This is a genomic window from Chryseobacterium balustinum (genome assembly GCF_900168205.1).
Lineage (GTDB): Bacteria > Bacteroidota > Bacteroidia > Flavobacteriales > Weeksellaceae > Chryseobacterium > Chryseobacterium balustinum.
On sequence record NZ_FUZE01000015.1, the window covers coordinates 1 to 23,227 of the forward strand.

Here is a 23,227-nt window from a genome sequence, read left to right on the forward strand (position 1 = left end):
TAGAGAACTTCTTTTACATATTCATCCTCAAGTTCTGGTGGCAGTTTCATAAAATAATATTATAAATTCATCATATTTTATCGTTTTTTGAGATTTTATGATTATGTTTAATTTCCTTTTAGAAGATTCCATTTACCCGATTTGTATTGATATAGAATATCTAATCTACTAAGCTCTTTCCCGTCAATACCAATAATAACTTTCACATTATAAACATTAGAATATTCACTCACGACAGGAAATATACTCATAATGATGCAGCATATTACAAGGATTGTACGCAATAAAATGGTTTTTAAGTGTTTAGAGGGTCAGATTTCTAAGGGTAATACGATTCGCTTTATAGATCGTTTTTTATACTTTCCAATATTCTGAATCTACAAAATTCATCAAACATTTAGCAAGTAAGCATAAAGGTATTTAAATTTTTGATGATTTATTTTCTTAGTTTTGTTGCCTTGATCCTACGAAAATGGAATCTTTACGATCTATTGTTGGAAAAAATACAATCTAAAAACTGAAATAAAATAATACCTATGAAAAAACAACTTTACTTGATATCATTCGCATTACTGTCTATTTATGGAATGGCACAAGATAATAATGTTGAAAAAAATATTACCGGTGCTCAAATAGGGCTTTTCGGTTTAGATTTTTATAATGAGACAAAGATTGCCAACAGAACAACTTTGCGGCTGGAGGCTAGTTTGTTTCCTGCGATTTGGGGCGGAGATCTTTATGGAAAAACGGGCTTTGCATTCTATCCTTCATTTACTTTACAGCCAAAATACTATTACAATATTTCAAAGCGTGCTGAAAATGGAAGAAATACGAAAAATAATTCTGCTAATTATGTCGGATTACAGATCCGTTACATACCGGATTGGTTTGTGATCTCCAATGCTAACAATGTGAGTCTTTCAAACCAAGTCAATGTGATTCCAACATATGGATTCAGAAGAAATTTTGCCAATAACTTTAATTATGAGTTTAGAGCAGGATTAGGTATTGGTACAGCATTTACAACTAATAACAATGTAACCGAAGCAGTATTTGATTTAAGTTTTAAAATTGGATATGACTTTTAAAAATTAAAAACAAGGTAATCAAGCTGATGTTTTCTAAATAATTGATTTTTTAATTAGTATTTAGAAATTTCAGCTTTGAAAACTTTTATTATCAAAATGAAATATTTTATGCAATATCAAAGCATCGATAAATTACTTATTAGTGCTTGCTTCTTCTTTGCATCCTTCCTGTGCTATTCTCAAAATTATCCTTTGAAATTTGGTATTAAGGCTGGATGGAACTATTCTAATGTAAATGCCATCGATGAAATAGGAGAACGTTCGGGATATCTAAGTAACGGAGGGGAATTATTTGGAGGGATAGCTTTAGAAAAACAAATTTCAAAAAAAACATACATTCAAACCAGTTTTCTGGTTTCGTACACTGATAGAGTCACTTTTTTAGAGTTACCTCTTTATTATAAATACAATTTTTATAAAAAGTTCTCTTTGCTGGCAGGTCCAAAATTAAACTATATTCCAGACGATGAAATAAGTCAGCCATATGATTTTAAGAGAAGAGTAGGAATAAGTGGTGATTTAGGGATAGATTACAAAATATCAAATCATTTTATTATTGAGGGTACCGTTTCTAAAGGCTTTACTAAACAGTATGATGATCTCATTCTAACGTATTATGATGCCAAAAGAAATGTTTACAGATTGGGCGTAGCCTATTATTTTTAGCCCGTTCGAAATTAAAAATTCAATTAAACTTTCCTTTAATAATAAAATTTTAAAAGTGTAGATAAGTAAGATGGTAATTTTAATCTTTATTTTTAAAAATTTAAAGTGTTAAAAAAACCGACAAATAAATACCGAAATGAGAAAAATTGCTACTCTGAAGGTGACATTTGTTTTCGTTCTGATTCATTAAAATTGACAGAGTAAATCCGAATTTAATATAATCCGAATTATGTAAATCATTTAGAAGGTCGTTTTGTAACATTATCTAATGAGAATTCTAATCACCAAATAATAAAGCGTCTGAAATTTCACGACGCTTTTGTTTATTATAAAATGCAGTTCTTTTTTAAAGATTAATCAACCGAAAATTCTGTTCTCCCATCATCTAAGTTATTGTCCTTGATATTTGTTGTGACGTTAATGAGAGCACAGTTAAAATCATTCTCGCCGAGATCTCGGAAAGTTGCCATTGATTCAAAAGAGTAAATTCCCACCCGATTTAATTTGATGCTTATTTCCAGCTCATATGAATCGGTAGCATTATTGTAAACCGGTTTAAATCTTGTGTCGTCCACCTTGTCACCCTTTAGAAAAATGACCGTGTTGCCCTTGAAGAGTTCAGATAAATTGACTAGCAACAGGCCGGAGTTTAGTTTTGTTTCCTCATAAATATCAACTTGTTTTCCACTCATTGAGAGTTTTGACTTGACTGCAAATTTAAAATTTACTGTCTCGCCTTGATCATATTTAATTTTACCGGGCAACAATTCACAAAGATTATCTTCAATGGTATAACGGGTATATGTATCACAGGGACCACCGCGTCCATCTTCACACTGCATCATAAGAGGAACCAAAAAGATGGAGAAAAACACATTTAAAAAGGATAATTTAAGCATATAGTATTTTTAAGTTCGTTCCCGAGTAGTTTTTAATATCATGCAAATTATTTTACTGCTAAAAAATCACTCCGAGTTTGGAGTGATTTTAAAATCAAAGTAAGATGTTATTTTTTGCTAAATTTTGCACTAAAAGTTGATTGTTTCGTTTTTACTTTTATAATGTACGTCGCTGTTTTTAAAAATGATACAGAGATTTCATTTTTTCCTGACCTATCTCTTATTACCAATTTTCCGGATAGATCATAAATTTCAACATCTTCTATATTTTCTTTTGTAAGAATATGTAAGTAATCAGTAGTGGGATTAGGATATACATTGAGGTGATTAACTTGAGAAATTTCTGCTGTCGAAAGATTATCAGCATTTAGGATTTTGATGTTATCAACTGTAAATCCCGAATCGAAATCATCATAAGCAAAATCAATGACTTGGAAACCCGTAGTTGTGGTCAGGAAATTTTTACTGCCAAGTGAAGTGTTATTAAGGAAATATTGTACAGAGTGATTTGTCATATCGACGACCATTTTAAAATTGTACCAGGTATTAGGGGTTACATCAATAGAGGTTTCTATTGCATCATCAATGATACCGTCGTAAATCGCCACATTACCCTGCTCGTAATTGATAACAAAAGCAGCTAATATTGTATTTGAATTATCCCTAACTGCGATAAAATAGTCTGATTCATCAAGAGCGGATATCTTATAGTCAAAGGAAAATTCTGTTTTATTAAAACCAACAACGTTCTTTCTAATTCCGCCATCATCAAAACTGTTTGTTCCCAAAACATTCGCTGAGTTTGTACCCAATGTAGAGGTAGTGTTAATAATCGTTGCTGTGTTGGGGGTAGTGGTTCCGTAATAACTCCAGCCCTGTTGATTGTTGATTTCTCCTAAAGTGTAGCCTTCAGCAGACTCAAAAGAAATGTTTTGGCCGTAAGCAGCTAAACTTAGACCTAGACTCAAAGCAGTAAATAGTAATTTAAATTTCATAAGTTTTGTTTAATTTATAAAAATATATATAGAACAATTGGACACTTAAGATTATGCTCATATTATAATACACAAGAAATTTTGTTCATTTTGGTATTAATATTCCTGTTATACTCCATCTTTGTTAAAACGTTGCTGGACATTCATAAATGAGGAATTTTTTGTAGTACTAAGTGTGTTAATTTTCAGCGATAAAACTAATAAAATATTTCATATTCTAAAGAATATCTTTTTCATCAGATAAGTCACTTGATTGATTGTGAATTATAGTTAATCTTGACGGTGACTCACGGACTTTATGTAGTATTTTACGTGTGGAACATTATTCCTCATATATAAATAAAAGTCATATTTCCATTGAATAGTTGCTGTGATTTTTCATGTAATTTTACTATGATTTCTCTAATAATAAAATTGATCGTTTTTTGAGACTTATTCTATTGAGTATTAAAGTTGTGGCTTTGGCGACATTAACGGAAATAAAGTACAAAATTTCTATTTTGCACAATTGTAAAAATAAGCTATTTACAAAAATGAGAGAAAAAGAAATATTAGATGGTTTAAGCGAAAATATAATTACTGACTATGAATTTATCTGTGGAAGAAATTTTAAAATTGTCTAAACTTTTTAATCTTTCTACAGACCAAATTTTAAATTACGAAAATATTGTTCCCGAAGATATTACCATCGAAGATAAACCCGATTTTGAAAAACTCCATCTAATAAACCAATTGGATGAAGAAGACAGAAGTATGATTTTTAGAATGGTGGAAAAAATGCTGCCGCTTTATAATAAATATTTTTGTGTTTTTTTTGACTTCAAATATTCATAAAATTTCTTCTGATTATCAGCCTCAATAACGCTTAATGTTATTTTGTCTTTTTTAACAAGAATAAAATATTTCTTTTTTTGAAATTTCTTGATATCTAAATATTGTTGATTTATCATATAGCCAATGTTTGATATTTTATAAGAGCCATCTTTTTGTTTTACTACAACCGCATCTTTTGCTTCTCCATATTTAAATTTTAAAAAAAAACTACCATCACAATTATATATTTCTTCTAACATTGAATCATTTTTATTCGAGGATAAATAAAGAGTACAAATTTTTCCCGTTTGGGAAAAAATATTTATACAACTAAATAACAATATCAATAGTATATTTTTCATTTTATTTATTTTCTGTGTATTATTTCACCGTTTTTATAAATTATTTTCATCCATCTTCATCCCATATACCGTCTTTTTTATTATTTTGATTAAAAAATCCACTCCCAATACCATAATTTAATTTTGGTTTTACTGGGATTGTTTTAAAATAAAATATATCATTTTCAATGTCTAGCTTTTCTAATAATGCCGGGTTTTCATTGTATAAAAGATATTTGGAGGCATTTGCAAATTCTATTAAATTGTTTTTGATTAAATCATCATTAATTTCAAAATATTTAATTTTCATGTTTTTGTTTAATTTAATTAAAAACAAAGAAGGTGGTTGTTATCTTTTATTGGGAACGGTCGAAGTTGATTTTCACTTTCCGACAATTACGATCCAGAAAATGGCAAAAATGCCGTTCATTCCTGACCCAAGATATTCAATGGATGAATCCAAATCATTAGAAGTTGCTAGAACTTTACGGGAGGACGTCAGTATGACGCAAAGAAAACCTTATCCGCAGGAACATGAGATTGGTCTGCCCAGAAATAAGTTTTCTGTATAAAGTTAATATTCCCTGATTCTTTATTTTTGTTCTTTTGCTTTTCCTATTCTTTTTACATATTTGTAGATCTCGAACCATAAAACAGAAACCGCTGCAATGATAACGGTCATCCCCAATTCACTTACATTAAGTGCTGTTACTTTAAAGAATAGAGAGATCGGCTTTACATATAATATTGCAAAAAGCAACCCCAAAACCAAGGCAGAAATGCCGATAAGCAAGGGATTACGGTTTCTGAAACTTTCCAGCACACTATAAAAGAATGACCGGTTGACAAAACTCAGTAATATGTTGGCAAAGATCAATGTACTGAATACCATTGCCCTTGTCTTTTCTTCATCACCTCCGTTTTGAACAGCAAACTGATAGGCAAACAAAACTCCGAGAGTGATCACCAATCCCTGAATAATACTGATTCCCAACTCTTTTAGACTTAAAAAAGTATCTCCCATAGCTCTTGGAGGTTGTTTCATTGTATTTTTTTCCATAGGCTCATTCTCATAAACAATAGAACAGGTCGGTCCCATAACCAGCTCGAGGAAAATAACATGAACCGGAGTAAATATGTGCGGAAATATCCATCCTAAAAACAGAGGCAAAGAAACCGTCAGTATAATAGGAATATGAATGGAAATAATATACTGGATCGCCTTTTTAATATTGGTGTAAATTCTTCTACCAGCGGCAATTCCGACAATCAGTTTTTCCAGATCATCATTCGTAATCACCAGCGCAGCAGCTGATTTGGCAATTTCAGTCCCTTTATTTCCCATAGCTACGCCAATATGGGCAGCTTTTAATGCTGGACCGTCGTTTACGCCATCTCCAAGCATCGCTACCACTTCCCCTTTCTTTTTCAGGGCATTTACTACCGCAAGCTTGGCATCAGGAAACATTCTGGTAAATAGAACGGTATTCTCCGAGATCTGCATCAGCTCTTTTTCAGAACTTCCTATAATATCACTTCCATTGATTGCGGGAGTAGTATTGATAATTCCTGCCTGAAGCGCAATGGCATTCGTTGTATCTGCATTATCACCGGTAATGACCTTCACTTTAATACCTGCATCGTAAATACTTTGAAATACCTCTTTGATTCCTTTTTTTGGGGGATCATAAAATACAGTCAGCCCTAAAAATTCAAAATCAAGATCCTGTTGGTTTTTTGGAAAGCTGTTTCCTTCAAAATGAGACTTGGCAACTCCCAAAACACGGTAGCCTTGCTGTCCAAACGTTTTTATAATATCTCTTATCTTTTCTTTTTCAGTCTCTGATAGCTTGGAAACACTCAAAATAGCTTCGGGAGCGCCTTTTGCTGCAATGATCCTGTCTTTATCTGTGTTTTCAAAAAGATGGGTCATCATCGGAGGTTTCCCTTCAAGTGGATATTCGTGAAACATCTGATATTCTTTTCTTACATCATTCTTTTGAGTTTCCTCATATGTTTTGTGCAGAGTTATTTCCATAGGGTCAAAAGGGACTGGCTCACTGCTCCACATTGCATAATTAATCAATTCACTTAAATCATCATTTTTGAATTCCTTTTCTTCATAAATCTTATCGGAAAGGTAATTATATAAATGTTGAAGCTTCATTGAATTTTCAGTAATAGTCCCTGTTTTATCGGTACAGATGACCGTGGTGCTTCCCAAGGTTTCCACAATACTGCTCCGTTTGATAATAATACCTTCACGCATCAGTTTCCAGGCACCCAAAGCCATAAAAGTTGTAAAGGCTACAGGAATTTCTTCGGGAAGTACAGACATCGCGAGTGTTAATCCACTAAGAAGACTCGTTACCAGATCTCCGGTTTTAATATAACTGAAGATGCAAACCATTAGAAAAATAACGATACCAATAACAGCCATCCCTTTTACAAATTTCCGGATCTGGATCTGCAGTGGCGAAATTTCTTCTTTTATATTCAGTATGGATTCTCCAATTTTGCCGACACGCGTTTCTTTGCCTATTTTATTGACTTTAAAAACGGCTAACCCCGAAACCGTTACCGTTCCACTGTAAACAAGATGATCCTCAGATCTGCTATCCTTGAAAACAGAAAAACTTTCGCCGGTAAGCGAAGATTCATTCACGGAAAAATCATTGCTGTGAACAATGACCCCATCAGCATTGATAATCCTTCCTTCCTCGGTAATGCATAGATCACCAACGACAATTTCATAGGTCGGAATTTCTACTGCCTTCGAGTTTCTGATGACCCTACTTAAAGGCTCATTAAGTTTTTCAAGTTCCTCTAAAGCTTTTTTACTTCGGTTATCCTGATAAAAAGAAATCGCCGTCACCGCAACAATTGCCACAAACATAAACGCAGCCTCTCCATAATCCCCCACGATAACATAAATGACCGAGATAATGATAAGCAGGATCAGCATCGGTTCTTTTAAAATACCGATAAGCAGATCAAACCACGTGTTCTTATGGATACCCTCTAACCGGTTATATCCATATTGTTGTCTGGAAGCTGTCACTTCATCGCTGATGAGACCAGTAAGTCCTTCGGGTATATTGTAAGACATATCAAATAAATAAGTTATTTAAAAGTAAGCAATTATTATGTAGAAATTGGATCTCCCTGCCTGAACCATATCAGTTAATCATCTGTATGGATAAAACTGTGATTAGCAATTGGAGCTTTGTTCTAGTGATATTGCATCATTACAGATTCAAAACCAGACCCAAACCGACAGACTTCGATTGAATGACCGGATAGATGAAAGTGACGCCTTTCGATTCGTTATTTTTGAAGATCTTATTGACAATGGGGAATATCCAATAGGCGATCTCGGTGCTCAGGATACCAAATCCAGCCCCTGCAACCACATCGCCTACCCAATGTTTATCATTTAATGTCCTGTAAACACCTGTAAAAATGGCAATGGGATATCCTGAAAGGGCAATCCAAATATTCTCATCCTGATATTCTCTGAAGAGAAAATGTGCGGAAGAAAAAGCAGTCGCTGTATGGCCGGAAGGAAAAGAAAGATGATTGGTACTATCCGGACGTTCCTCTTTTACCAGATGCTTTAAAGGCAAAACAAATGCAGCAGAAATCAGCTGAGAGGTTCCGTAGATAATAGTTCGCTCCTTAAGATTATGCTTTCCTTTTATGCCTGCAAGATTATAACCATAGACCATTGCTGCAGGCAAATATTGGGTGTAGTTATCAAGAGTGATATGCTTGGGTTGATGTTCTCCGATCTCATACTTTGTGGAACTGTTTAGATTTTTGAGCGCATCAGAACTTAGGCTTACTACTCCGAAGCCAATAAACACTGTTGGAATAATGAGTTTTTTGTAGCTTGGTTTGTACACTGAATCACTGTAATTCTCTACATCGAGTTTTTTCAGTCCGGCTGAATCAGATCTAACCTGTCCAAAACAAATGTTTGAACAGGTTAAAACAATGATTATTAATAATTTCATGGTCAGTTATTTAAACATTAAATTTAAAGAAATAATATAAGATTTCAAGGATCCTATGTGATGATTGATCAAGAATGAGTTGAAATTAAATCTGAACATCTATTTGATCCCTTTTTTTGTTTCATAGACCCACTTTTCTATTTCAGCCCGATCAGAAGCAGATAATTTTGCATCCTGATGAATAACCGTGTAAGAAGCAAGCGGCATTTCGCCTTCTTTGACGGTTTCTACGATCTCATCGAGTTTCTTAAGCTTTTTTTCACGGCTGTAAGAATTGAATTCATCAAAGTTCAAATGTCTTTTACCTGAATTCACGTGATCTGCCAACCACCATTTCACAGGCTGTACTTTACTGTACCACGGGTAAGAGGTATTATTGGAATGGCAGTCATAGCAACTTGTTTTCAAAATTGCCTGAACTTTTTCAGGTATTTTATAGTGATTTTCGATAGCGTTGGCAGATTGACTCTGACTGATATTTTTTTTAACATCAATAAACTGAATACCGATAAATAGCAACAACAATATTGTTAAAATATTTTTTAAATTAAAAAATGACTTATTCATAATTTTTTATTTTTTGGATTAATATTTATTGAAGCGGAATTATTCCTCTTCACTCGCTGTATTTTTAAGCTTCATCAAAAGCGTGTACGCATTTTTGGTGACGATTTTTCTGTTCTTAAAATCTTCAATATTTTTGATTTGAATGAAACCGTTTTCAGCTTCTCCCAGCGTTACCGGAATCATTTTATAAGTTTGCTTTTTTTCCTCAACAAAAACATAATCTTTACCTTCAAAATTGACAATACTTTCCTCTGGTAGCGCGTTGGAAAAAGATGTTTCGGTTTCTACTTCGGCGTTCATATACATCCCGGGAGTCAGGTTTTGGTCATACTGTTCAAAATGGCAATGCACATCTGCTGTACCATCTGCATTGATATCTTTGCTGATCAGAATAATTTCTCCGCCATATTTTTTCTCCGGCTGCGTATTGGTATTGGCGGTAAATCTTTGTCCAATTTTCAGCATTTGCAGGTCTTTTTCATAGACTTTTAGGTTCAGGTGAATATCATTAGGATTGATGAGTTCAAACAAAACATCAGACGGATTCACAAACTTTCCGATATTCACATTCACTTTGCTTACAAAACCGTTGATCGTGCTGTAAACCGGAACACTTTTCCTGATATTTCCCGAAGTCAGACTTCCCGCATTGATGTTCACGAGCTGAAGCTGTTCCGCCAAAGTATTCATCATAATTCTCTGGCTGTTCATCTCAGACTGCGCCATCTGCATTACTTTATCACTGCTTGCCTGGCTTTGGTTCAGCTTTTTTTGTCTGTTAAAATCCAGTTCTGCAAAATGAAGTTTTGATTTTGCCATCAGATAATCCTGCTGCAGCTGTATAAATTGAGGATTTTCTATCACGGCGATCACCTGTCCTTTGATTACTCGCATTCCCGGAAGGAGATTGGTGCTTTTCAGATAACCGCCCAAAGGCACACTTACGGAAACCAGATTCTGTGGCGGCACATCTATTTTTCCATTGATCTTGAGCACCGTAGAAATATTTTTCTCAGACAATGGCATTGTTTCGATAGCCGTATTTTTGAGTTGAGCATCAGTAAGCATAACGATACTTTCATCTTTAGGATTTGATGGCTTTATAACAACTTCTTCTTTTTGATTACACTGAACCGAAAAAAAGAGAGCAAATATTAATAAAACCGAATATTTATTTTGAATTGATTTTGACATAATTTATTGATTTAAAGTAATATATTCCAGCTCAACAATGCTTTCATTAAGATTCCAAACGGCATCTGTATAATTATTTTTGATGCTGATCGCCTGATTGGCGAGCATTACAAATTCCAGATAATTAATTTCTCCGTTGATGAACTGTTGTTGAGCGGTTTCCAGAATCGTATCGGCATTTTTCAGTTCATATTTCTCGTACTGGGAAACAATTTCCAGGTTCTTCTGCTGAATCTCTGCTAGTTTTTTATATTGATTTTTTAAGGTAAACTCCGCATTCTGAAAATCATTTTCACTTACAGATTCTGCAATTTTTGAAGCTTCAATCCTTGCTTTTTGTCCGCCAGAAAATATAGGAACCGAAACGCCAACCTGAACCGAATGAAATTGTGGTGAAGCATTGTACACCTTATCATCTGCACCCATTCCACGGAAACTGTTAAGATTATAAGCGAATTGTAAACCCGGCAATAATTTGGATTTTTCCAAAGCCGTTTGTTGTGCTGCAATGGTTTTTTGCTGTTCCAATATTTTTAACGAAGGATTACCGGAAACATCATTTTGCAGATTGGAAAGAGAAAAAATACGCACTCCATCAGGAATGATTTCTGTTTCTGAATTCAAAAGCCATTGCAATTGCAACTGCAAAGTTCTGAGTTCCTGTTTCACCTGTTTGATCTGGATTTCAATAGCTGATTTTTGGTTGGAAGCAGTTGCTTTTTCCAAAATATTGCTCTCACCACTTTTTAATCTTAAAGTTGCCTTATCCAGAAATTGAGCATAAAAATCCAAAAATTCATTCAGAATTCTTTCCTTTTCCTGCCAATACAAAATGTTGTAGAAAGTCAGCGTGACGCCTTTTTTCAGCTGATATTCTTTCAATGAAATATTCAACTTGCTTTTTTTCCATTCTTCTGTGTACAGATTTTTCTGTCTTTTGTAAACATTGGGAAATGCAATATTCTGGGAAACCCCGAATTTCATATCACTGTAAGCGCTGTTGATTTGCCCGTAGTCCGCAGAAATGCCTGTCTGAGGAATGTCAGAAGACGTCTTGATGAGTGCTTTTGCATATTCTGATTTCAATTTCTCATTTTTCAGACCTCTGTTGTTTTTCAATGCGATGGCAACCGCTTCATTTAAAGTGATCTTGGTTTGAGAATTCATCATATTTCCTGTTAAAACAAAGAAAATAATGAGAACAGGCGTTATTAAATTTTTTCGGTTATTTTTCATTTTTAATCCTTTTTCAATAGTTACGTAAAGCAGCGGAAGCACAAAAAGTGTGAGTAATGTGGCAATTAAAAGTCCGCCGATGACAACGGTTGCCAATGGTCTTTGGACTTCTGCACCAGCACCGTTACTCACTGCCATCGGGATAAAGCCTAATGAAGCCACAAAAGCGGTCATCAACACAGGTCTTAATCTGGCTTCTCCGCCGTCTACCACAATTCTTACAATATTTTTAATTCCTCCTTTATACAATCTGTTGAATTCCGAAATCAGAACGATTCCATTAAGGACAGCTACTCCGAAAAGCGCGATGAATCCAACACCAGCACTGATGCTGAAGGGCATTCCCCTTGCAGCCAGTAACAGCATACCTCCAATAATGGAAAGCGGAATCGCCGTATAAATCAAAAGACTTTCTTTCACAGAATTAAACGCCAGAAACAACAGTACAAAAATCAAAACCAGAGCAATCGGTACTGCAATCATCAGTCTGTTTTTAGCATTTTTAAGGTTTTCAAATGAACCTCCGTAAGTGACGTAATATCCGGTAGGAAGCTTTAATTGTTTGTCTACCTTAGTCTGAAGTTCTTCTACAATTCCCTGAACATCGCGATTTTTGATGTTAAAGCCTACCACAATTCTTCGCTGTCCGTTCTCACGCTGTATTTGGTTCGGACCATCTTTAATCTCAACATTAGCAAGCTGAGAAAGCGGAATCTGATTACCTGATGGCGTGGGAACCAGTAAATTCCTGACATCATCCAGATTCTTACGGTCATTGCTGTTTAATCTAACCACCATATCAAAACGTTTTTCACCCTCGAAAACCAGACCTGTACTTTGTCCTGCAAAAGCGGTATTGATCACTCTGTTGATATCTCCAATCGATAAATGATATTGCGCAATCACCGGTCTGTTGTATTGGATAATCACCTGAGGAAGACCAGAAATAGGCTCAATATAAAGGTTTTGAGTTCCCTTCACCGTATTGATTATTTTCCCGAGCTGACTGGCATTTTTCGCCAAGATTTCCAGATCTTCTCCGAATATCTTCAAAACAACATCCTGTCTTGCACCGGTCATCAATTCATTAAAACGCATCTGAACAGGATACTGAAAACCAACCGTAATTCCCGGAACGTCTTCTAAGGCTTTGCTCATTTTCTCGGAAAGCTCCGGAAAGGTTTTGGCAGAAGTCCATTCGCTTTTATCTTTCAAAATTACCATCATATCAGAAGCATCCATCGGCATTGGATCTGTGGGAACTTCTCCGCTTCCTATTTTGGTAACTACTTTCTGAACTTCCGGAAAGCGGGTTTTCAGAATATGGGCTGCTTTCTGCGTGCTTTCAATCGTAGTTTTAAGGTTGCTTCCGGGCAAAACTCTGGTATCAACAGCAAAATCTCCTTCTTCTAATGACGGGATAAATTCGCCTCCCATTCTGCTTAGAACCACAACGGAAAGGATAAAAAGAACAATGACAATACTGAAAATGGTTTTTGGTATTCTTAAAACTTTTAGTAAAGTTTTTCGGTAAAGATTTTCAGCCTTCGCCATTAACCGGTCTGAAAAGTTCATTTTGTGGCATATTTTCTTGCTTAAAATAATAGAACTCATCATCGGAATATAAGTCAGAGAAAGCAGAAATGCTCCCAATAAAGCGAAGGCAACGGTTTGTGCCATTGGTTTGAACATTTTACCTTCAATTCCTTGTAATGTTAAAATTGGCAGATACACAATGAGGATGATGATCTGTCCGAAGACCGCACTGTTCATCATCTTTCCTGCGGAATCTATGACAATGGTGTCCATTTCCTGTTTTGAAACTGACAGCGCTTTCCGGAATTTTGAATTGTGGGTAAACTGATGCATTACAGATTCTACAATAATCACAGCACCGTCTATAATCAGCCCGAAATCCAGCGCACCCAGACTCATCAGATTTCCGCTGACGCCGAAGAGATTCATCATACAAACCGCAAAAAGCATTGCCAAAGGAATGACGGACGCGACCAACAAGCCTGCACGGAAATTCCCCAGAAATAAAACCAGTACAAAAACGACAATCAATGCGCCTTCCATCAGGTTTTTTTCAACAGTACCAATGGCGTTGTTCACCATTTTGGTTCGGTCTAAAAATGGTTCTATCACAATACCTTCCGGCAAGGTTTTTCGGATTTGCTCGATTTTGGCTTTTACATTTTTGATTACCTCGCTGCTATTTTCACCTTTCAACATCATCACAATCGCACCCGAAACTTCGCCGGTGTCATTGTAAGTCATTGCCCCAAATCTTGTTGCATAACCGTAACGCACCTTTGCAATATCTCTTATAAACAGAGGAACATCATTGTTTTTGGTGGCGATAGCAATATTTTTAATATCATCCAGATTCCCGACCAATCCTTCACTTCTTATGTATAGAACGGTAGGTCCTTTTTCGATATAAGAACCGCCTGTATTCTGGTTATTGGTTTTCAATGCATCGAAAACATCTGTAATGGTAATTCCGTAAGCATTGAGTTTATCGGGATTGACGGAAATTTCATATTGTTTCAGTTTTCCGCCAAAACTGCTGACTTCCGCAACGCCTTTTACACCAAGCAATTGTCTTCTGACAATCCAATCCTGAAGTGTTCTGAGTTCTGTAATATCATATTTGCTTTCATATCCTTTTTTCGGACGGACAACATATTGATAAATTTCTCCAAGTCCTGTAGAAATAGGTCCTAAAGCAGGCGTTCCCACATCCTGTGGAATCTGATTCTGAACTTGTTGCAGTCTCTCTGCAACCTGTTGTCTAGCCCAGTAAATATCAACACCGTCATCAAAAACGATGGTAACCAGTGAAAGTCCAAACCTTGAAAAACTTCGGATTTCCTTCAGTCCTGAAATATTACTGTTGGCCTGTTCTATTGGAAAAGTGACTAATCTTTCTATATCTGTCGCCCCAAATGATGGCGCAGTTGTGATCACCTGAACCTGATTATTGGTAATATCAGGGACTGCATCTATCGGTAATTGGGTCACCTGATAAGCGCCAACGCCTATCAACCCGAATACCAATAATGCTATAATGAGTTTATTCTTCACAGAAAACTCAATGATTTTTGTTAGCATAAATAATTCTGTTAAATTTTTTTTGAAATTGAATACGTTTTTAGCTGACAAGAAAATAGTCAGCACGATCATATCGTGAAATACAGTAGCTAATCTTGGTTTTGAATATCACTAAGAATACCATCAACAGAAATGTTCACAATAAGATTGACGTCATAAAAACGTAAAGTAAAAACGAAAAGATTTTAACAGTTTTTCGGCGGTTGCCAGATAGAATTTGAATCATCTTTATCATAGAAAAGATTACCAAAGGAAACAATTTTCTTATGATGATCTGTTATGATTGGTTTTTTGACTTCAACAGTCAAATTTGGATTTACAGTGAAAACAAGCACAAGATGAGACGAATGGGTTACGAAAGGCAACTTCTGATCTGTCTGATAGTCAGCATCTTTCACAGGATGATCATAATGCATTTTAAGAAAAGAAATCAGTGTCATCTCAGGATTATCTCCACTATGCTCAATAAAGTGCTCTATCAGTGTTGGGATTTTCAATAGCTGATACAGTTCAGTTGTCGAAACCAAATAAAAGGAAAGTAACAGTATGGAAATCCATTTTTTCACGTATCAAAATTATGAAATGTTTCATTAAGAATGATTATAAATATATATGCTTATCTCTAAATGCAAACAATATAAACAGGAATATCAATGAACTATAATTAAAGAAAAGGATACGTTCACCAATATCAGGTTAAATAAAATAATATCGATGACGATAGATTTATTATAACTCAGACCCTATTTAATTGTACACAAAAAAAGCAGATAAAATAAATTTTTATTGCATTAAAAAATCCTCAAACAGATGTTTGAGGATAATTGATCGTTTTATAAGAAATTTAAAAATTACTCATTACTATTTATTTCTTTAATGGTATTAGAGCTTGTTTAAATTAGTTTGATAACATTTATTTAATTCTATTGAGAATAATCTTACAATTTTGCCATAATATCCAATATTGGTGACTTTGGGTTGTTTTTTCATGATCTTTATCCAGCCTTCTAAAGAAATTTAATGTTCAAATTTATTAAGCATAAAATTAAGTCTCATCAAAGTACCATCGCTTCCCCATTTACGGAAATAGTAATAAACACTTTCCCATTTCGGGAAATTTTCTGGAAGATTACGCCATTGACTACCTGTTCGTAAAACCCAAAGAACTCCATCAATTATGTTGCGCAAACTATAGCAACCTCTCGTTTTTATGGGTAAAATATTTTCCATAACTTGCCACTGCTGATCAGTGAGTCGATCATACTTCGATTTCATGAACTCTGTTTTTGTAGTGAATTACAAAGTTCTTACTGATCAGCTTTTTTTGCAAAAAATAATTGAGTTTTTTTATTTAAACAAGCTCTTAGTGATGTGCTTCGCAGTTGCTTTTCCATTTCTAGTTTACCAATCTTCTGATAAAGCTCGTAAACACTTTGCTCATTACTTTCTTTCAGGGGTTTCTTTTCAAAAACCTGTGCTGATTTTTCTATAAACTCTTGCTTCCATTGAGAGATTTGATTCGGGTGTAACTCATATTTTAGAGCTAATTGTTGCAGAGTTTCACGTTCTTTTAATGCTTCAAGAGCTACCTTTGCCTTAAAGCTTGAATCGAATTTACGTCTTCCTGTTTTCATAATTTTGGAATTGTTTAAAGTTAATATTTTTCAACTTAACTAATGGTCCAGTTTTGTAGGGGTATTATATAGTCACTCCTTAACTACACAGCCTTTTCAATTTATTTTTAAAAATTGGATATACTAATTTAGCGTCCAGTAGAAGTTAAGCATAAAACCTTAATTTTAATATATGAAACGAGAGAGAAAAATCTATGATCCAGCTTTTAAGACAAAAGCCGTTCAATTGAGCAACGAGAGAACCAATATCTCAGAATTAGCCCGAGAACTAGGCATAAAAGTTACGTTGCTTTATAAATGGCGCAAAGAATATGAAGAATTTGGCGAGGGAAGTTTCCCTGGAAATGGAAATCTCAAACTAACTCCGGAGCAGGAAAAAATCCACCAATTAGAAAAAAAACTAAAGGATGCAGAGCTAGAGCGCGATATATTAAAAAAAGCAATCGTCATTTTTTCCAAGAGCGGTCGATGAAATATGGATTCATTAAAAATCATGAATACCTTTTTCCGATTGAAAAAATGTGCCGTATTTTAGAAGTGAGTTCCAGCGGTTATTACAAATGGAAAAGTAGTCCAATTTGCAATAGATTGCTTTTGAAAGAAAAAATAAAACAACAGATAACTTCGATTTATTTTGTGTCAAAATAGCGTTATGGAAGTCCGAGGATAACATTTGAATTAAATGCTTTGGGCTATAAAATATCAAGAGTAACGGTTGCGAAATATATGAAGGAGCTTGGTTTGAGAAGTAAATTAAGTAAGAAATTTAAAATTACAACCAACTCAAAACACAATTATTTGGTAGTGGAAAATGTGTTGGATAGGAAATTTATTGTTGAAAATTCCTCAAAAGTTTGGGTTTCCGACATTACATATATTCAAACTAAAGAAGGGTTTTTGTACCTCACAACGATTATTGATTTATATGACCGAAAGATAATTGGTTGGAGTTTAAGGAATGGAATGAGCACAGAGGAAACAAGTTTAGCAGCGTGGAAAATGGCAATCAAAAATAGAAAGATTCGAGAGGGATTAATTTTTCATAGCGACCGAGGCGTTCAGTATGCAAGCAATAAATTTGTAAAAACCATTGAGTCTTACGGCGTAATTAGAAGTATGAGTCGTAAAGGAAATTGTTGGGACAATGCTGTGGCAGAGATCTTTTTTAAATCCTTAAGAACAGAATTGATTTATGGCAATAAACTCATAACAAAAGAAAAAATGGAATTGGAAGTCTTTGAATACATTGAAATTTGGTATAATAAAATAAGACGACACGGCACCCTAAATTACCAAACAATAGAAGAGTTTAATAGTCAAAAAATACATCAAAATGCAGCTTAACTAATACTGGAATTTTTATTTGCATATCCAATCCTTGTCTCTTTTTAAATAAACATTTAATTTTCCGTTTTTATCCAATGTTGAATATGATAAAATCGAAACGTTTTTGGCTTCAATATCATAAGCAATAAACTTAAAATCATTAAGTTTAATTTCTTGTGCATTCAACATTAAATTTAGTATTAAGGTCAAAAATAACAATAAATTTTTCATTTTTTGAAATATTAATGAGTAATTTTTTTTAAAGGGATTTTTTTTATCTCACTTTGTTCCAAGCTATCATAAAAATAGATACTATCGTCTTCTATTTTTATTAAATCAATTATCTGGTACATTTCTGATATTATGAGAAGCTCTAAACTGGAAGTATTTATTTTAGTCAAATAAAATCCAGAGTTGAACCATTTTCTTTTAAAACAAGGAACATAAATAAATCCATTTTCATATAATAAAGGACCTCCGAATACTTCTTTCTTTATTATATTTCCACCAATAGATAATTTTCCGACTTCTGGACAGCCTTGGCATATTTCATACATGCTTATATATGAAATCTCCATTTTATTTGGAAGGATCATATTGATATTATAGTTTAAGGGATTATCTGTTTTCATTATCTTGGTATCGTTTTCGTCGCTTTATTTATAACACTATTTGAATTAGTTATAAATTGTAAAGAGCCTCCTGTGTAAAAACCTCCTGCTTGTGGCCCAATTATTCCTACTTTAATTGGAGTTCCTTTAGGAATTATTCCACTTGTATATTGCGTGAGCGGATTCCATTCAGGTTTTATAGCTGCAGCTGTTCTATTTGCGAATTCACTTGTTCCAATGCGTAAACCCCAAAATTGTGTTCTACCATCTGTAGCTATATTTCCGAACCTTTGAGTAGGAATATTAATAGGAGCATTCATATTAACTCCACCAAATAAAAATCCGTCAGATGTTGTTGCTATTTTTGCTAATACTCCTAAAGCTTTTGAAGTACCTATTTCCATTGCCGCACCTTGTAAACCATATAGTCCTGCAACAGCCAATTGTCCTGAGGGATTTCCCATTGCAACTTCTGGAGAATTAGAGGCTGGGGTTTCTCTTACAGTTGGAGCGTTCGGATCTCCGAAAGCCATATAACTCATCGCTGGTCCAGCATCTCCTGCGTGGATTAAAGGGTCTAAATTATTCATTATCCCAAATCCTCCAAGCAAAGAATTATTGGTATAAGAACCATCCGAGTGTAATGCTGTTGTAGAGTCGCTTTCTGTTGTATATGTTCCGGAAGTTCCTAAATAGGTTTCGTTTGCTCCAGCTGTTGCTTGACTTGTAGCATTCTCATTCCAATAAACACTATTAGATTCTGTGTTATAAACCCAGTCTTCTAATAATCCTGTTGGATCGGTTGCATTAATTGGATTATTAAAACTATAACGATAGGGTGTCATTTCTGGATGCTTTTCCGCTAGTGGATCTACGACACCCCATCTTCCAATATCCGGCATATACATTCTTGCGCCATAATCATACATCCCCGTCTCTTGCAACTCCTTGCCGTTGTACTTATAGTTCTACAACTCCGCTCAACTTTTTGGGATTTGCCTACTCAGCTTTTTCTTGCGCGAGGCTTTTCACTGTGAACGTCTGCTCTTGCTCGATTTCCCAAAGATAATTTTTTTCTTTCAATTGAAAAAATAAAACAAGTTCCGCAGTTTTTTCCCTTTTTGCAAAAAAAAGAAGGTCTTTGATGCCCAAAACTTGGTTTCTTTGGATTATCTCGTAGGTTCTACAGATGTCCTTTTGGAAAAAAGTATTGTTGCTAAAATCCTCGACATCCAAAAACTAAAAGAGAACGACAGGCAACACGTCTTCGCTCTCCTTGATGCTTTCCTCAAAAAAACTAAATTGCAAAGCATTATGTAAAACAACAAAGCCACTCAATGAGTGGCTTTGTTTATTAATCTTTCCCTTAATAACTGTGTAATTAAAAAAGCGACAACAGCAACTATAAAAATATTTCTCTGCCGCTCATATATAATAGCCCAATATATAAAAGGCAAACATATTATTGCCCATTCTAATAATAGTTTCAATTTAAGATTACTCTGATTAGGTATTATTATGATTAAATCAAAAATAATAAGCGCCAATATAAAGCCTATCCAAAAAAGTACACCATATAAAAGAAGAAAAAATACAGCCCCAAATATTGATTGTAGAAAGGTTCTTGTAATGCTATCATCAATAAAAAAATTATAAATAATAGAATATAGCAAAACACATATAAAAACCCCTAATATATTTATCCAATTTGTTTTTAATATTTTCATTGTATTTTCTAATTATTTATCTTACCATTTCAAAAGCCGTAGTCCCAGGTTCTGGAATTGGAATTCGTTCAACAGCTGGTTGTGATTCAAACATTTTATTCCAATCTCCTACAGAATAAGTTTTATTTCCTGCTTGAACACCTGTAAATACACCATTTTCATCCATTGTAACAGTAAAATTATTACTCATCATTGCATTATTGTTTCCTTCTCCAAATAAATGAGTGAAAGGAGTTCCAACGGCTGTACTTACACCTATCATTAATTGATTTCCACCCGTATCCCCAATCATTGTTTCTGATGAAGGAAAACCATCTCCAGTTTGAGTTACGCTTACCCCCAAAGTTCCAGCTGCTTTATTCTCTGTTAAACTAAAGTTAGTTTTCACATCAATATCAGGAGAACCTGCTACTAAAGGATTATGTCCTGCCATTGTAGCAGTCCAAGAGGTTGTGGTACTTCCATCTTTGTTGGTACTATATACAGCATTTGAAATCGTTCCTCGGTCATCTGGTGCAGTAGCAGTTCCTAAATAAGGATGAGAAGAAGGGCTTGAACTTGCACCATAGTTAGTATAAGTGTGATTATCAGTATTCATTACATAACTATGAGATAGTCTGGATGTTACCGAAGAAGAAGTAGAAAACCCTCTATTATCCCCTGCAAAACCACCACCAAAGCTAGCAAACGGAGCAAAAGAGCGTGTAGTGACAGGATATGGCCACATCCCATCCGGATCAATAAATCTTATCGGATTATCTAATGCATATGTATATGGTGACCATCTTCTACCTATTTCCGCCAGCGGATCCACAACACCCCATCTACCAATATCGGGCATATACATTCTTGCTCCGTAATCATACATTCCCGTCTCTTGGAGTTCTTTGCCGTTGTACTTATAGTTACTATAACTTCCTAGGTTACCCTTATTACCTCCAATATGGTTTAATCCAAATGGATAATATCATTGGTATCTAATATCTCAAGATTGTTATCGCTATTTTGGCCTTTAAGGAAATAGTTTATATATGTCGTTTCTTTTTACGAATCGGGCTAATTCTATAGTATTTTCAGCTTTATAAAATCCCAATCTATAATCTCCTAATCTAAATCGATACGCTGTAGAATAACCTTTTAATTTTTTGACATTGTGGATTTCATCAATATTTTCAGCAATTTCAATCTCCATTATAAACTCTCTGATTTTATTTTTCAATTTTATATCATTCAGTTTTTTAATGTCTGTCAGAAAACTTCTTAAAAAAATAACTTCCATTAGTTTAAAGCGTTCATTATTTCGTCACGACTTACTACTTCTTTTCTGTCTGCTTGTTGCATAAGCAATAGTAATCCTAAATCTTCTTTATCTTCTTGGGACAATGATTTTAACCGCTCTTTCTCTTGGTATTCCACGTAAAATGAAACCGCTTTTTCCATAACAGATTTTACACTTATATCTTCAAAAACAGATAGAATTTTTAGCTTTGTAAGAAGGCTTTCTTCAATATCAATATTTTTACGCATTTTTAAAAATTTATACAAATATACAAAATATACATTATGTATAGATTGTGTCTGTTATTTCCTTACTCCCATCTTTTTTATTTCATCATCCGAATGATTGTCTAGAATTTTGGAGTAACGGTAAAATGTTGCTCTTGTTAATCCAAAGGGTTTATAAATTTCTTCAGGTCGTTTTGTTAAATCTTTGTAAACCGAACGAAGAATGAGTAGCTTGGAAATTGTTTCCTCTGTATAACCTTTTGGTCTCCCTCCTAGCCTGCCCCTTGCTCTTGCAGATTGTAAACCAGCATTCGTTCTTTCTCTTATCAATTCTCTTTCATATTCTGCCAAAGAAGCCATAAGGTTTAGAAAAAGTCTGCCATTCATTGTTGATGTGTCTACTCCATCTGTTATCCCTTTTATAATGATGCCTTTTTCATTTAAGCTTAAAACCATATCTATAATATGTTTCAGACTTCTTCCCAATCTATCCAATCGCCAAACATAAAGTTCGTCACCTTCTCTGAAGTGCTCTAACATTTTATCTAGTTCAGGACGATTTTTTGTAGAGCCTGAAATTTTCTCTTGATAAATTTTCTCACACCCTGCTTTTTCTAAAGCTTCAATTTGCAAATCTAGATTTTGATCTTTAGTTGAAACTCTTGCATATCCTATTTTCATAATTTTGTTACATTAAACTCATTCATGGTAAATTTATAAAACATTGTTTTATGATACGAGAATTTGAGAAAATATTTTGAAAAAATAAGGTGCGAATCTCCACATCTTATAAAATCTCACAATACCACCGTTTTTATGTAAAAATAATATGACTCGTTGAAATAAAAAGATCAGGTAAGAAGTCTTACCTGATCTAAAATTAGACGGTTAATTCTCCGCCTCGATTCCCATTTTAAATGATTCATATTCGATGAATCCCTTAAATTTTCTCTTTGCGAGAATTCCAACTGTGAACAGGACAAATAATCCTATCACTACTACGATACTAAATGTACTAATCATATATAAAAAATTAATTTATTTTTCTTTATTATAAATGTTCAGGTTTACTCAAAAAAGTAATTCTTCGTATGTTTTTTTGTATACTATACAAAGGTAACATCACATTTATCCTTTTGCCGTTTTGCTTAATTTATCACTCACCCCTTTTAAATGACATTTGAAGTAAAGATAAATTTTGCTCAACTCTTCTTTTCTGCAAGTTTATGACTTGTCTTTATAATCGTTTGTTACACTAAAAAAGTTAGATCTATATTTTCAAATATAATATCCCTTAATACACTTTGCCGTTTTGCTTAACTTCCTCCGGTACAAATAGAGAAAAACATTTAATTTCTTGAAAGGAGACATTTTCCAACTTTCCGAAAACCTGTAATTACGGTCTTGCAAGTATATTGATTGAGTGACATTATAATTGTGACGCAACTTTTTGTTTAAATTGCTGGCAATTTTTCATCGCGGTTTTCTGCA

General features: G+C 34.2%; 24 protein-coding genes and 3 pseudogenes. 6 read left to right on the plus strand and 21 right to left on the minus strand.

Translation table 11 applies throughout. The features are described from left to right. Positions 1-107 precede the first annotated feature (107 nt). Positions 108-251: a hypothetical protein gene (locus tag B5X64_RS22845; protein WP_157969138.1), complete on the minus strand. Its 144-nt coding sequence runs from the start codon at positions 249-251 to the stop codon at positions 108-110. 285 nt (positions 252-536) lie between these two features. On the opposite strand from B5X64_RS22845, the gene B5X64_RS15195 reads away from it, so the two are divergent. Together B5X64_RS15195 and B5X64_RS15200 are read left to right on the plus strand one after the other, a co-directional pair. Next, entirely contained in the window at positions 537-1,088 is a 552-nt protein-coding gene (locus B5X64_RS15195; protein WP_034751588.1) for a hypothetical protein, read from the plus strand. 108 nt (positions 1,089-1,196) lie between these two features. Further along, a complete protein-coding gene (locus B5X64_RS15200; RefSeq protein WP_164463485.1) occupies positions 1,197-1,754 on the plus strand; it encodes a porin family protein in 558 nt (185 codons plus the stop codon). 353 nt (positions 1,755-2,107) lie between these two features. Here the strand turns inward: B5X64_RS15200 and B5X64_RS15205 are convergent, their stop codons facing one another. Both B5X64_RS15205 and B5X64_RS15210 read right to left on the minus strand, forming a co-directional pair. Next, a complete protein-coding gene (locus tag B5X64_RS15205; protein ID WP_123873363.1) occupies positions 2,108-2,653 on the minus strand; it encodes a hypothetical protein in 546 nt (181 codons plus the stop codon). A gap of 107 nt (positions 2,654-2,760) precedes the next feature. Beyond that, a complete protein-coding gene (locus tag B5X64_RS15210; protein WP_034751596.1) occupies positions 2,761-3,648 on the minus strand; it encodes a T9SS type A sorting domain-containing protein in 888 nt (295 codons plus the stop codon). A gap of 585 nt (positions 3,649-4,233) precedes the next feature. Here B5X64_RS15210 and B5X64_RS15215 point away from each other — a divergent pair. After that, complete coding sequence (locus tag B5X64_RS15215; protein ID WP_079466042.1) at positions 4,234-4,482, plus strand: hypothetical protein; 249 nt, start codon at positions 4,234-4,236, stop codon at positions 4,480-4,482. On the opposite strand, the gene B5X64_RS15220 is transcribed toward B5X64_RS15215, so the two are convergent. Then, positions 4,437-4,823, minus strand: a complete 387-nt coding sequence (locus B5X64_RS15220; RefSeq protein WP_123921093.1) for a hypothetical protein — start codon at positions 4,821-4,823, stop codon at positions 4,437-4,439. The genes B5X64_RS15215 and B5X64_RS15220 overlap by 46 nt on opposite strands. A 46-nt stretch (positions 4,824-4,869) precedes the next feature. Further along, positions 4,870-5,112, minus strand: coding sequence for a hypothetical protein (locus tag B5X64_RS15225; RefSeq protein ID WP_079466044.1), 243 nt, complete (start codon positions 5,110-5,112; stop codon positions 4,870-4,872). A gap of 31 nt (positions 5,113-5,143) precedes the next feature. On the opposite strand from B5X64_RS15225, the pseudogene B5X64_RS15230 reads away from it, so the two are divergent. Further along, a pseudogene (locus tag B5X64_RS15230) lies at positions 5,144-5,374 on the plus strand (hypothetical protein); the annotation flags it as partial. Between the two features lie 20 nt (positions 5,375-5,394). Here the strand turns inward: B5X64_RS15230 and B5X64_RS15235 are convergent. The 8 genes from B5X64_RS15235 to B5X64_RS15270 form a co-directional block, all read right to left on the minus strand. After that, positions 5,395-7,911 carry a cation-translocating P-type ATPase gene (locus tag B5X64_RS15235; RefSeq protein ID WP_079466045.1) on the minus strand — a complete coding sequence of 839 codons (2,517 nt, stop codon included), beginning with the start codon at positions 7,909-7,911 and terminating at the stop codon, positions 5,395-5,397. A gap of 139 nt (positions 7,912-8,050) precedes the next feature. After that, complete coding sequence (locus tag B5X64_RS15240) at positions 8,051-8,818, minus strand: phosphatase PAP2 family protein (RefSeq protein ID WP_079466046.1); 768 nt, start codon at positions 8,816-8,818, stop codon at positions 8,051-8,053. Between the two features lie 99 nt (positions 8,819-8,917). After that, a complete protein-coding gene (locus B5X64_RS15245; RefSeq protein ID WP_079466047.1) occupies positions 8,918-9,385 on the minus strand; it encodes a heme-binding domain-containing protein in 468 nt (155 codons plus the stop codon). Between the two features lie 39 nt (positions 9,386-9,424). Beyond that, a complete protein-coding gene (locus B5X64_RS15250) occupies positions 9,425-10,582 on the minus strand; it encodes an efflux RND transporter periplasmic adaptor subunit (RefSeq protein WP_079466048.1) in 1,158 nt (385 codons plus the stop codon). Beyond that, entirely contained in the window at positions 10,583-14,932 is a 4,350-nt protein-coding gene (locus B5X64_RS15255) for a CusA/CzcA family heavy metal efflux RND transporter (RefSeq protein WP_079466130.1), read from the minus strand. A 185-nt stretch (positions 14,933-15,117) separates the two neighbouring features. Beyond that, positions 15,118-15,498 (minus strand): hypothetical protein, encoded by a 381-nt coding sequence (locus B5X64_RS15260; protein ID WP_079466049.1) that lies wholly within the window; start codon positions 15,496-15,498, stop codon positions 15,118-15,120. A gap of 451 nt (positions 15,499-15,949) precedes the next feature. After that, the gene (locus tag B5X64_RS23195) at positions 15,950-16,207 is read right to left on the minus strand and encodes a transposase (protein WP_079466050.1); all 258 of its coding nucleotides are present in this window, start codon (positions 16,205-16,207) and stop codon (positions 15,950-15,952) included. 32 nt (positions 16,208-16,239) lie between these two features. Beyond that, positions 16,240-16,566: a transposase gene (locus tag B5X64_RS15270; protein WP_079466051.1), complete on the minus strand. Its 327-nt coding sequence runs from the start codon at positions 16,564-16,566 to the stop codon at positions 16,240-16,242. Positions 16,567-16,738: 172 nt separating this feature from the next. Between B5X64_RS15270 and B5X64_RS23350 the strand changes: the two genes are divergently transcribed. Further along, positions 16,739-17,038, plus strand: coding sequence for a transposase (locus B5X64_RS23350; RefSeq protein WP_079466052.1), 300 nt, complete (start codon positions 16,739-16,741; stop codon positions 17,036-17,038). Positions 17,039-17,253: 215 nt separating this feature from the next. Continuing rightward, complete coding sequence (locus tag B5X64_RS23355) at positions 17,254-17,910, plus strand: IS3 family transposase (RefSeq protein WP_420808115.1); 657 nt, start codon at positions 17,254-17,256, stop codon at positions 17,908-17,910. Between the two features lie 15 nt (positions 17,911-17,925). Here B5X64_RS23355 and B5X64_RS22610 read toward each other — a convergent pair whose 3' ends face one another. The 8 genes and pseudogenes from B5X64_RS22610 to B5X64_RS15315 all read right to left on the minus strand — a co-directional run bounded on the left by B5X64_RS22610 (position 17,926) and on the right by B5X64_RS15315 (position 22,417). Beyond that, entirely contained in the window at positions 17,926-18,123 is a 198-nt protein-coding gene (locus tag B5X64_RS22610; protein WP_123921091.1) for a hypothetical protein, read from the minus strand. Positions 18,124-18,134: 11 nt separating this feature from the next. Further along, positions 18,135-18,524: a hypothetical protein gene (locus tag B5X64_RS15285; protein WP_079466053.1), complete on the minus strand. Its 390-nt coding sequence runs from the start codon at positions 18,522-18,524 to the stop codon at positions 18,135-18,137. A 761-nt stretch (positions 18,525-19,285) separates the two neighbouring features. Continuing rightward, a pseudogene (locus B5X64_RS22615) lies at positions 19,286-19,468 on the minus strand (RHS repeat-associated core domain-containing protein); the annotation flags it as partial. Between the two features lie 369 nt (positions 19,469-19,837). Beyond that, entirely contained in the window at positions 19,838-20,230 is a 393-nt protein-coding gene (locus B5X64_RS15295) for a hypothetical protein (RefSeq protein ID WP_079466055.1), read from the minus strand. Positions 20,231-20,957: 727 nt separating this feature from the next. Then, positions 20,958-21,197, minus strand: a pseudogene (locus B5X64_RS23060) (RHS repeat-associated core domain-containing protein); the annotation flags it as partial. Positions 21,198-21,242: 45 nt separating this feature from the next. Next, the gene (locus B5X64_RS15305; RefSeq protein ID WP_079466057.1) at positions 21,243-21,509 is read right to left on the minus strand and encodes a type II toxin-antitoxin system RelE family toxin; all 267 of its coding nucleotides are present in this window, start codon (positions 21,507-21,509) and stop codon (positions 21,243-21,245) included. Then, on the minus strand, positions 21,509-21,757 hold the full coding sequence (locus B5X64_RS15310) for a hypothetical protein (protein WP_079466058.1): 249 nt from the start codon (positions 21,755-21,757) through the stop codon (positions 21,509-21,511). Before B5X64_RS15310 ends, B5X64_RS15305 begins: the two co-directional genes overlap by 1 nt. Positions 21,758-21,811: 54 nt before the next feature. Further along, complete coding sequence (locus B5X64_RS15315; protein ID WP_079466059.1) at positions 21,812-22,417, minus strand: recombinase family protein; 606 nt, start codon at positions 22,415-22,417, stop codon at positions 21,812-21,814. Positions 22,418-23,227 lie beyond the last annotated feature (810 nt).

Bases quoted from the DNA above. Each gene is read 5' to 3' on its own strand.
- B5X64_RS22845 (WP_157969138.1), bottom strand. From the start codon at position 251: ATGAGTATATTTCCTGTCGTGAGTGAATATTCTAATGTTTATAATGTG.
- B5X64_RS15195 (WP_034751588.1), top strand. From the start codon at position 537: ATGAAAAAACAACTTTACTTGATATCATTCGCATTACTGTCTATTTAT.
- B5X64_RS15200 (WP_164463485.1), top strand. From the start codon at position 1,197: ATGCAATATCAAAGCATCGATAAATTACTTATTAGTGCTTGCTTCTTC.
- B5X64_RS15205 (WP_123873363.1), bottom strand. From the start codon at position 2,653: ATGCTTAAATTATCCTTTTTAAATGTGTTTTTCTCCATCTTTTTGGTT.
- B5X64_RS15210 (WP_034751596.1), bottom strand. From the start codon at position 3,648: ATGAAATTTAAATTACTATTTACTGCTTTGAGTCTAGGTCTAAGTTTA.
- B5X64_RS15215 (WP_079466042.1), top strand. From the start codon at position 4,234: ATGAATTTATCTGTGGAAGAAATTTTAAAATTGTCTAAACTTTTTAAT.
- B5X64_RS15220 (WP_123921093.1), bottom strand. From the start codon at position 4,823: ATGAAAAATATACTATTGATATTGTTATTTAGTTGTATAAATATTTTT.
- B5X64_RS15225 (WP_079466044.1), bottom strand. From the start codon at position 5,112: ATGAAAATTAAATATTTTGAAATTAATGATGATTTAATCAAAAACAAT.
- B5X64_RS15235 (WP_079466045.1), bottom strand. From the start codon at position 7,911: ATGTCTTACAATATACCCGAAGGACTTACTGGTCTCATCAGCGATGAA.
- B5X64_RS15240 (WP_079466046.1), bottom strand. From the start codon at position 8,818: ATGAAATTATTAATAATCATTGTTTTAACCTGTTCAAACATTTGTTTT.
- B5X64_RS15245 (WP_079466047.1), bottom strand. From the start codon at position 9,385: ATGAATAAGTCATTTTTTAATTTAAAAAATATTTTAACAATATTGTTG.
- B5X64_RS15255 (WP_079466130.1), bottom strand. From the start codon at position 14,932: ATGCTAACAAAAATCATTGAGTTTTCTGTGAAGAATAAACTCATTATA.
- B5X64_RS23195 (WP_079466050.1), bottom strand. From the start codon at position 16,207: ATGAAATCGAAGTATGATCGACTCACTGATCAGCAGTGGCAAGTTATG.
- B5X64_RS15270 (WP_079466051.1), bottom strand. From the start codon at position 16,566: ATGAAAACAGGAAGACGTAAATTCGATTCAAGCTTTAAGGCAAAGGTA.
- B5X64_RS23350 (WP_079466052.1), top strand. From the start codon at position 16,739: ATGAAACGAGAGAGAAAAATCTATGATCCAGCTTTTAAGACAAAAGCC.
- B5X64_RS22610 (WP_123921091.1), bottom strand. From the start codon at position 18,123: ATGAAAAATTTATTGTTATTTTTGACCTTAATACTAAATTTAATGTTG.
- B5X64_RS15285 (WP_079466053.1), bottom strand. From the start codon at position 18,524: ATGAAAACAGATAATCCCTTAAACTATAATATCAATATGATCCTTCCA.
- B5X64_RS15295 (WP_079466055.1), bottom strand. From the start codon at position 20,230: ATGAAAATATTAAAAACAAATTGGATAAATATATTAGGGGTTTTTATA.
- B5X64_RS15305 (WP_079466057.1), bottom strand. From the start codon at position 21,509: ATGGAAGTTATTTTTTTAAGAAGTTTTCTGACAGACATTAAAAAACTG.
- B5X64_RS15310 (WP_079466058.1), bottom strand. From the start codon at position 21,757: ATGCGTAAAAATATTGATATTGAAGAAAGCCTTCTTACAAAGCTAAAA.
- B5X64_RS15315 (WP_079466059.1), bottom strand. From the start codon at position 22,417: ATGAAAATAGGATATGCAAGAGTTTCAACTAAAGATCAAAATCTAGAT.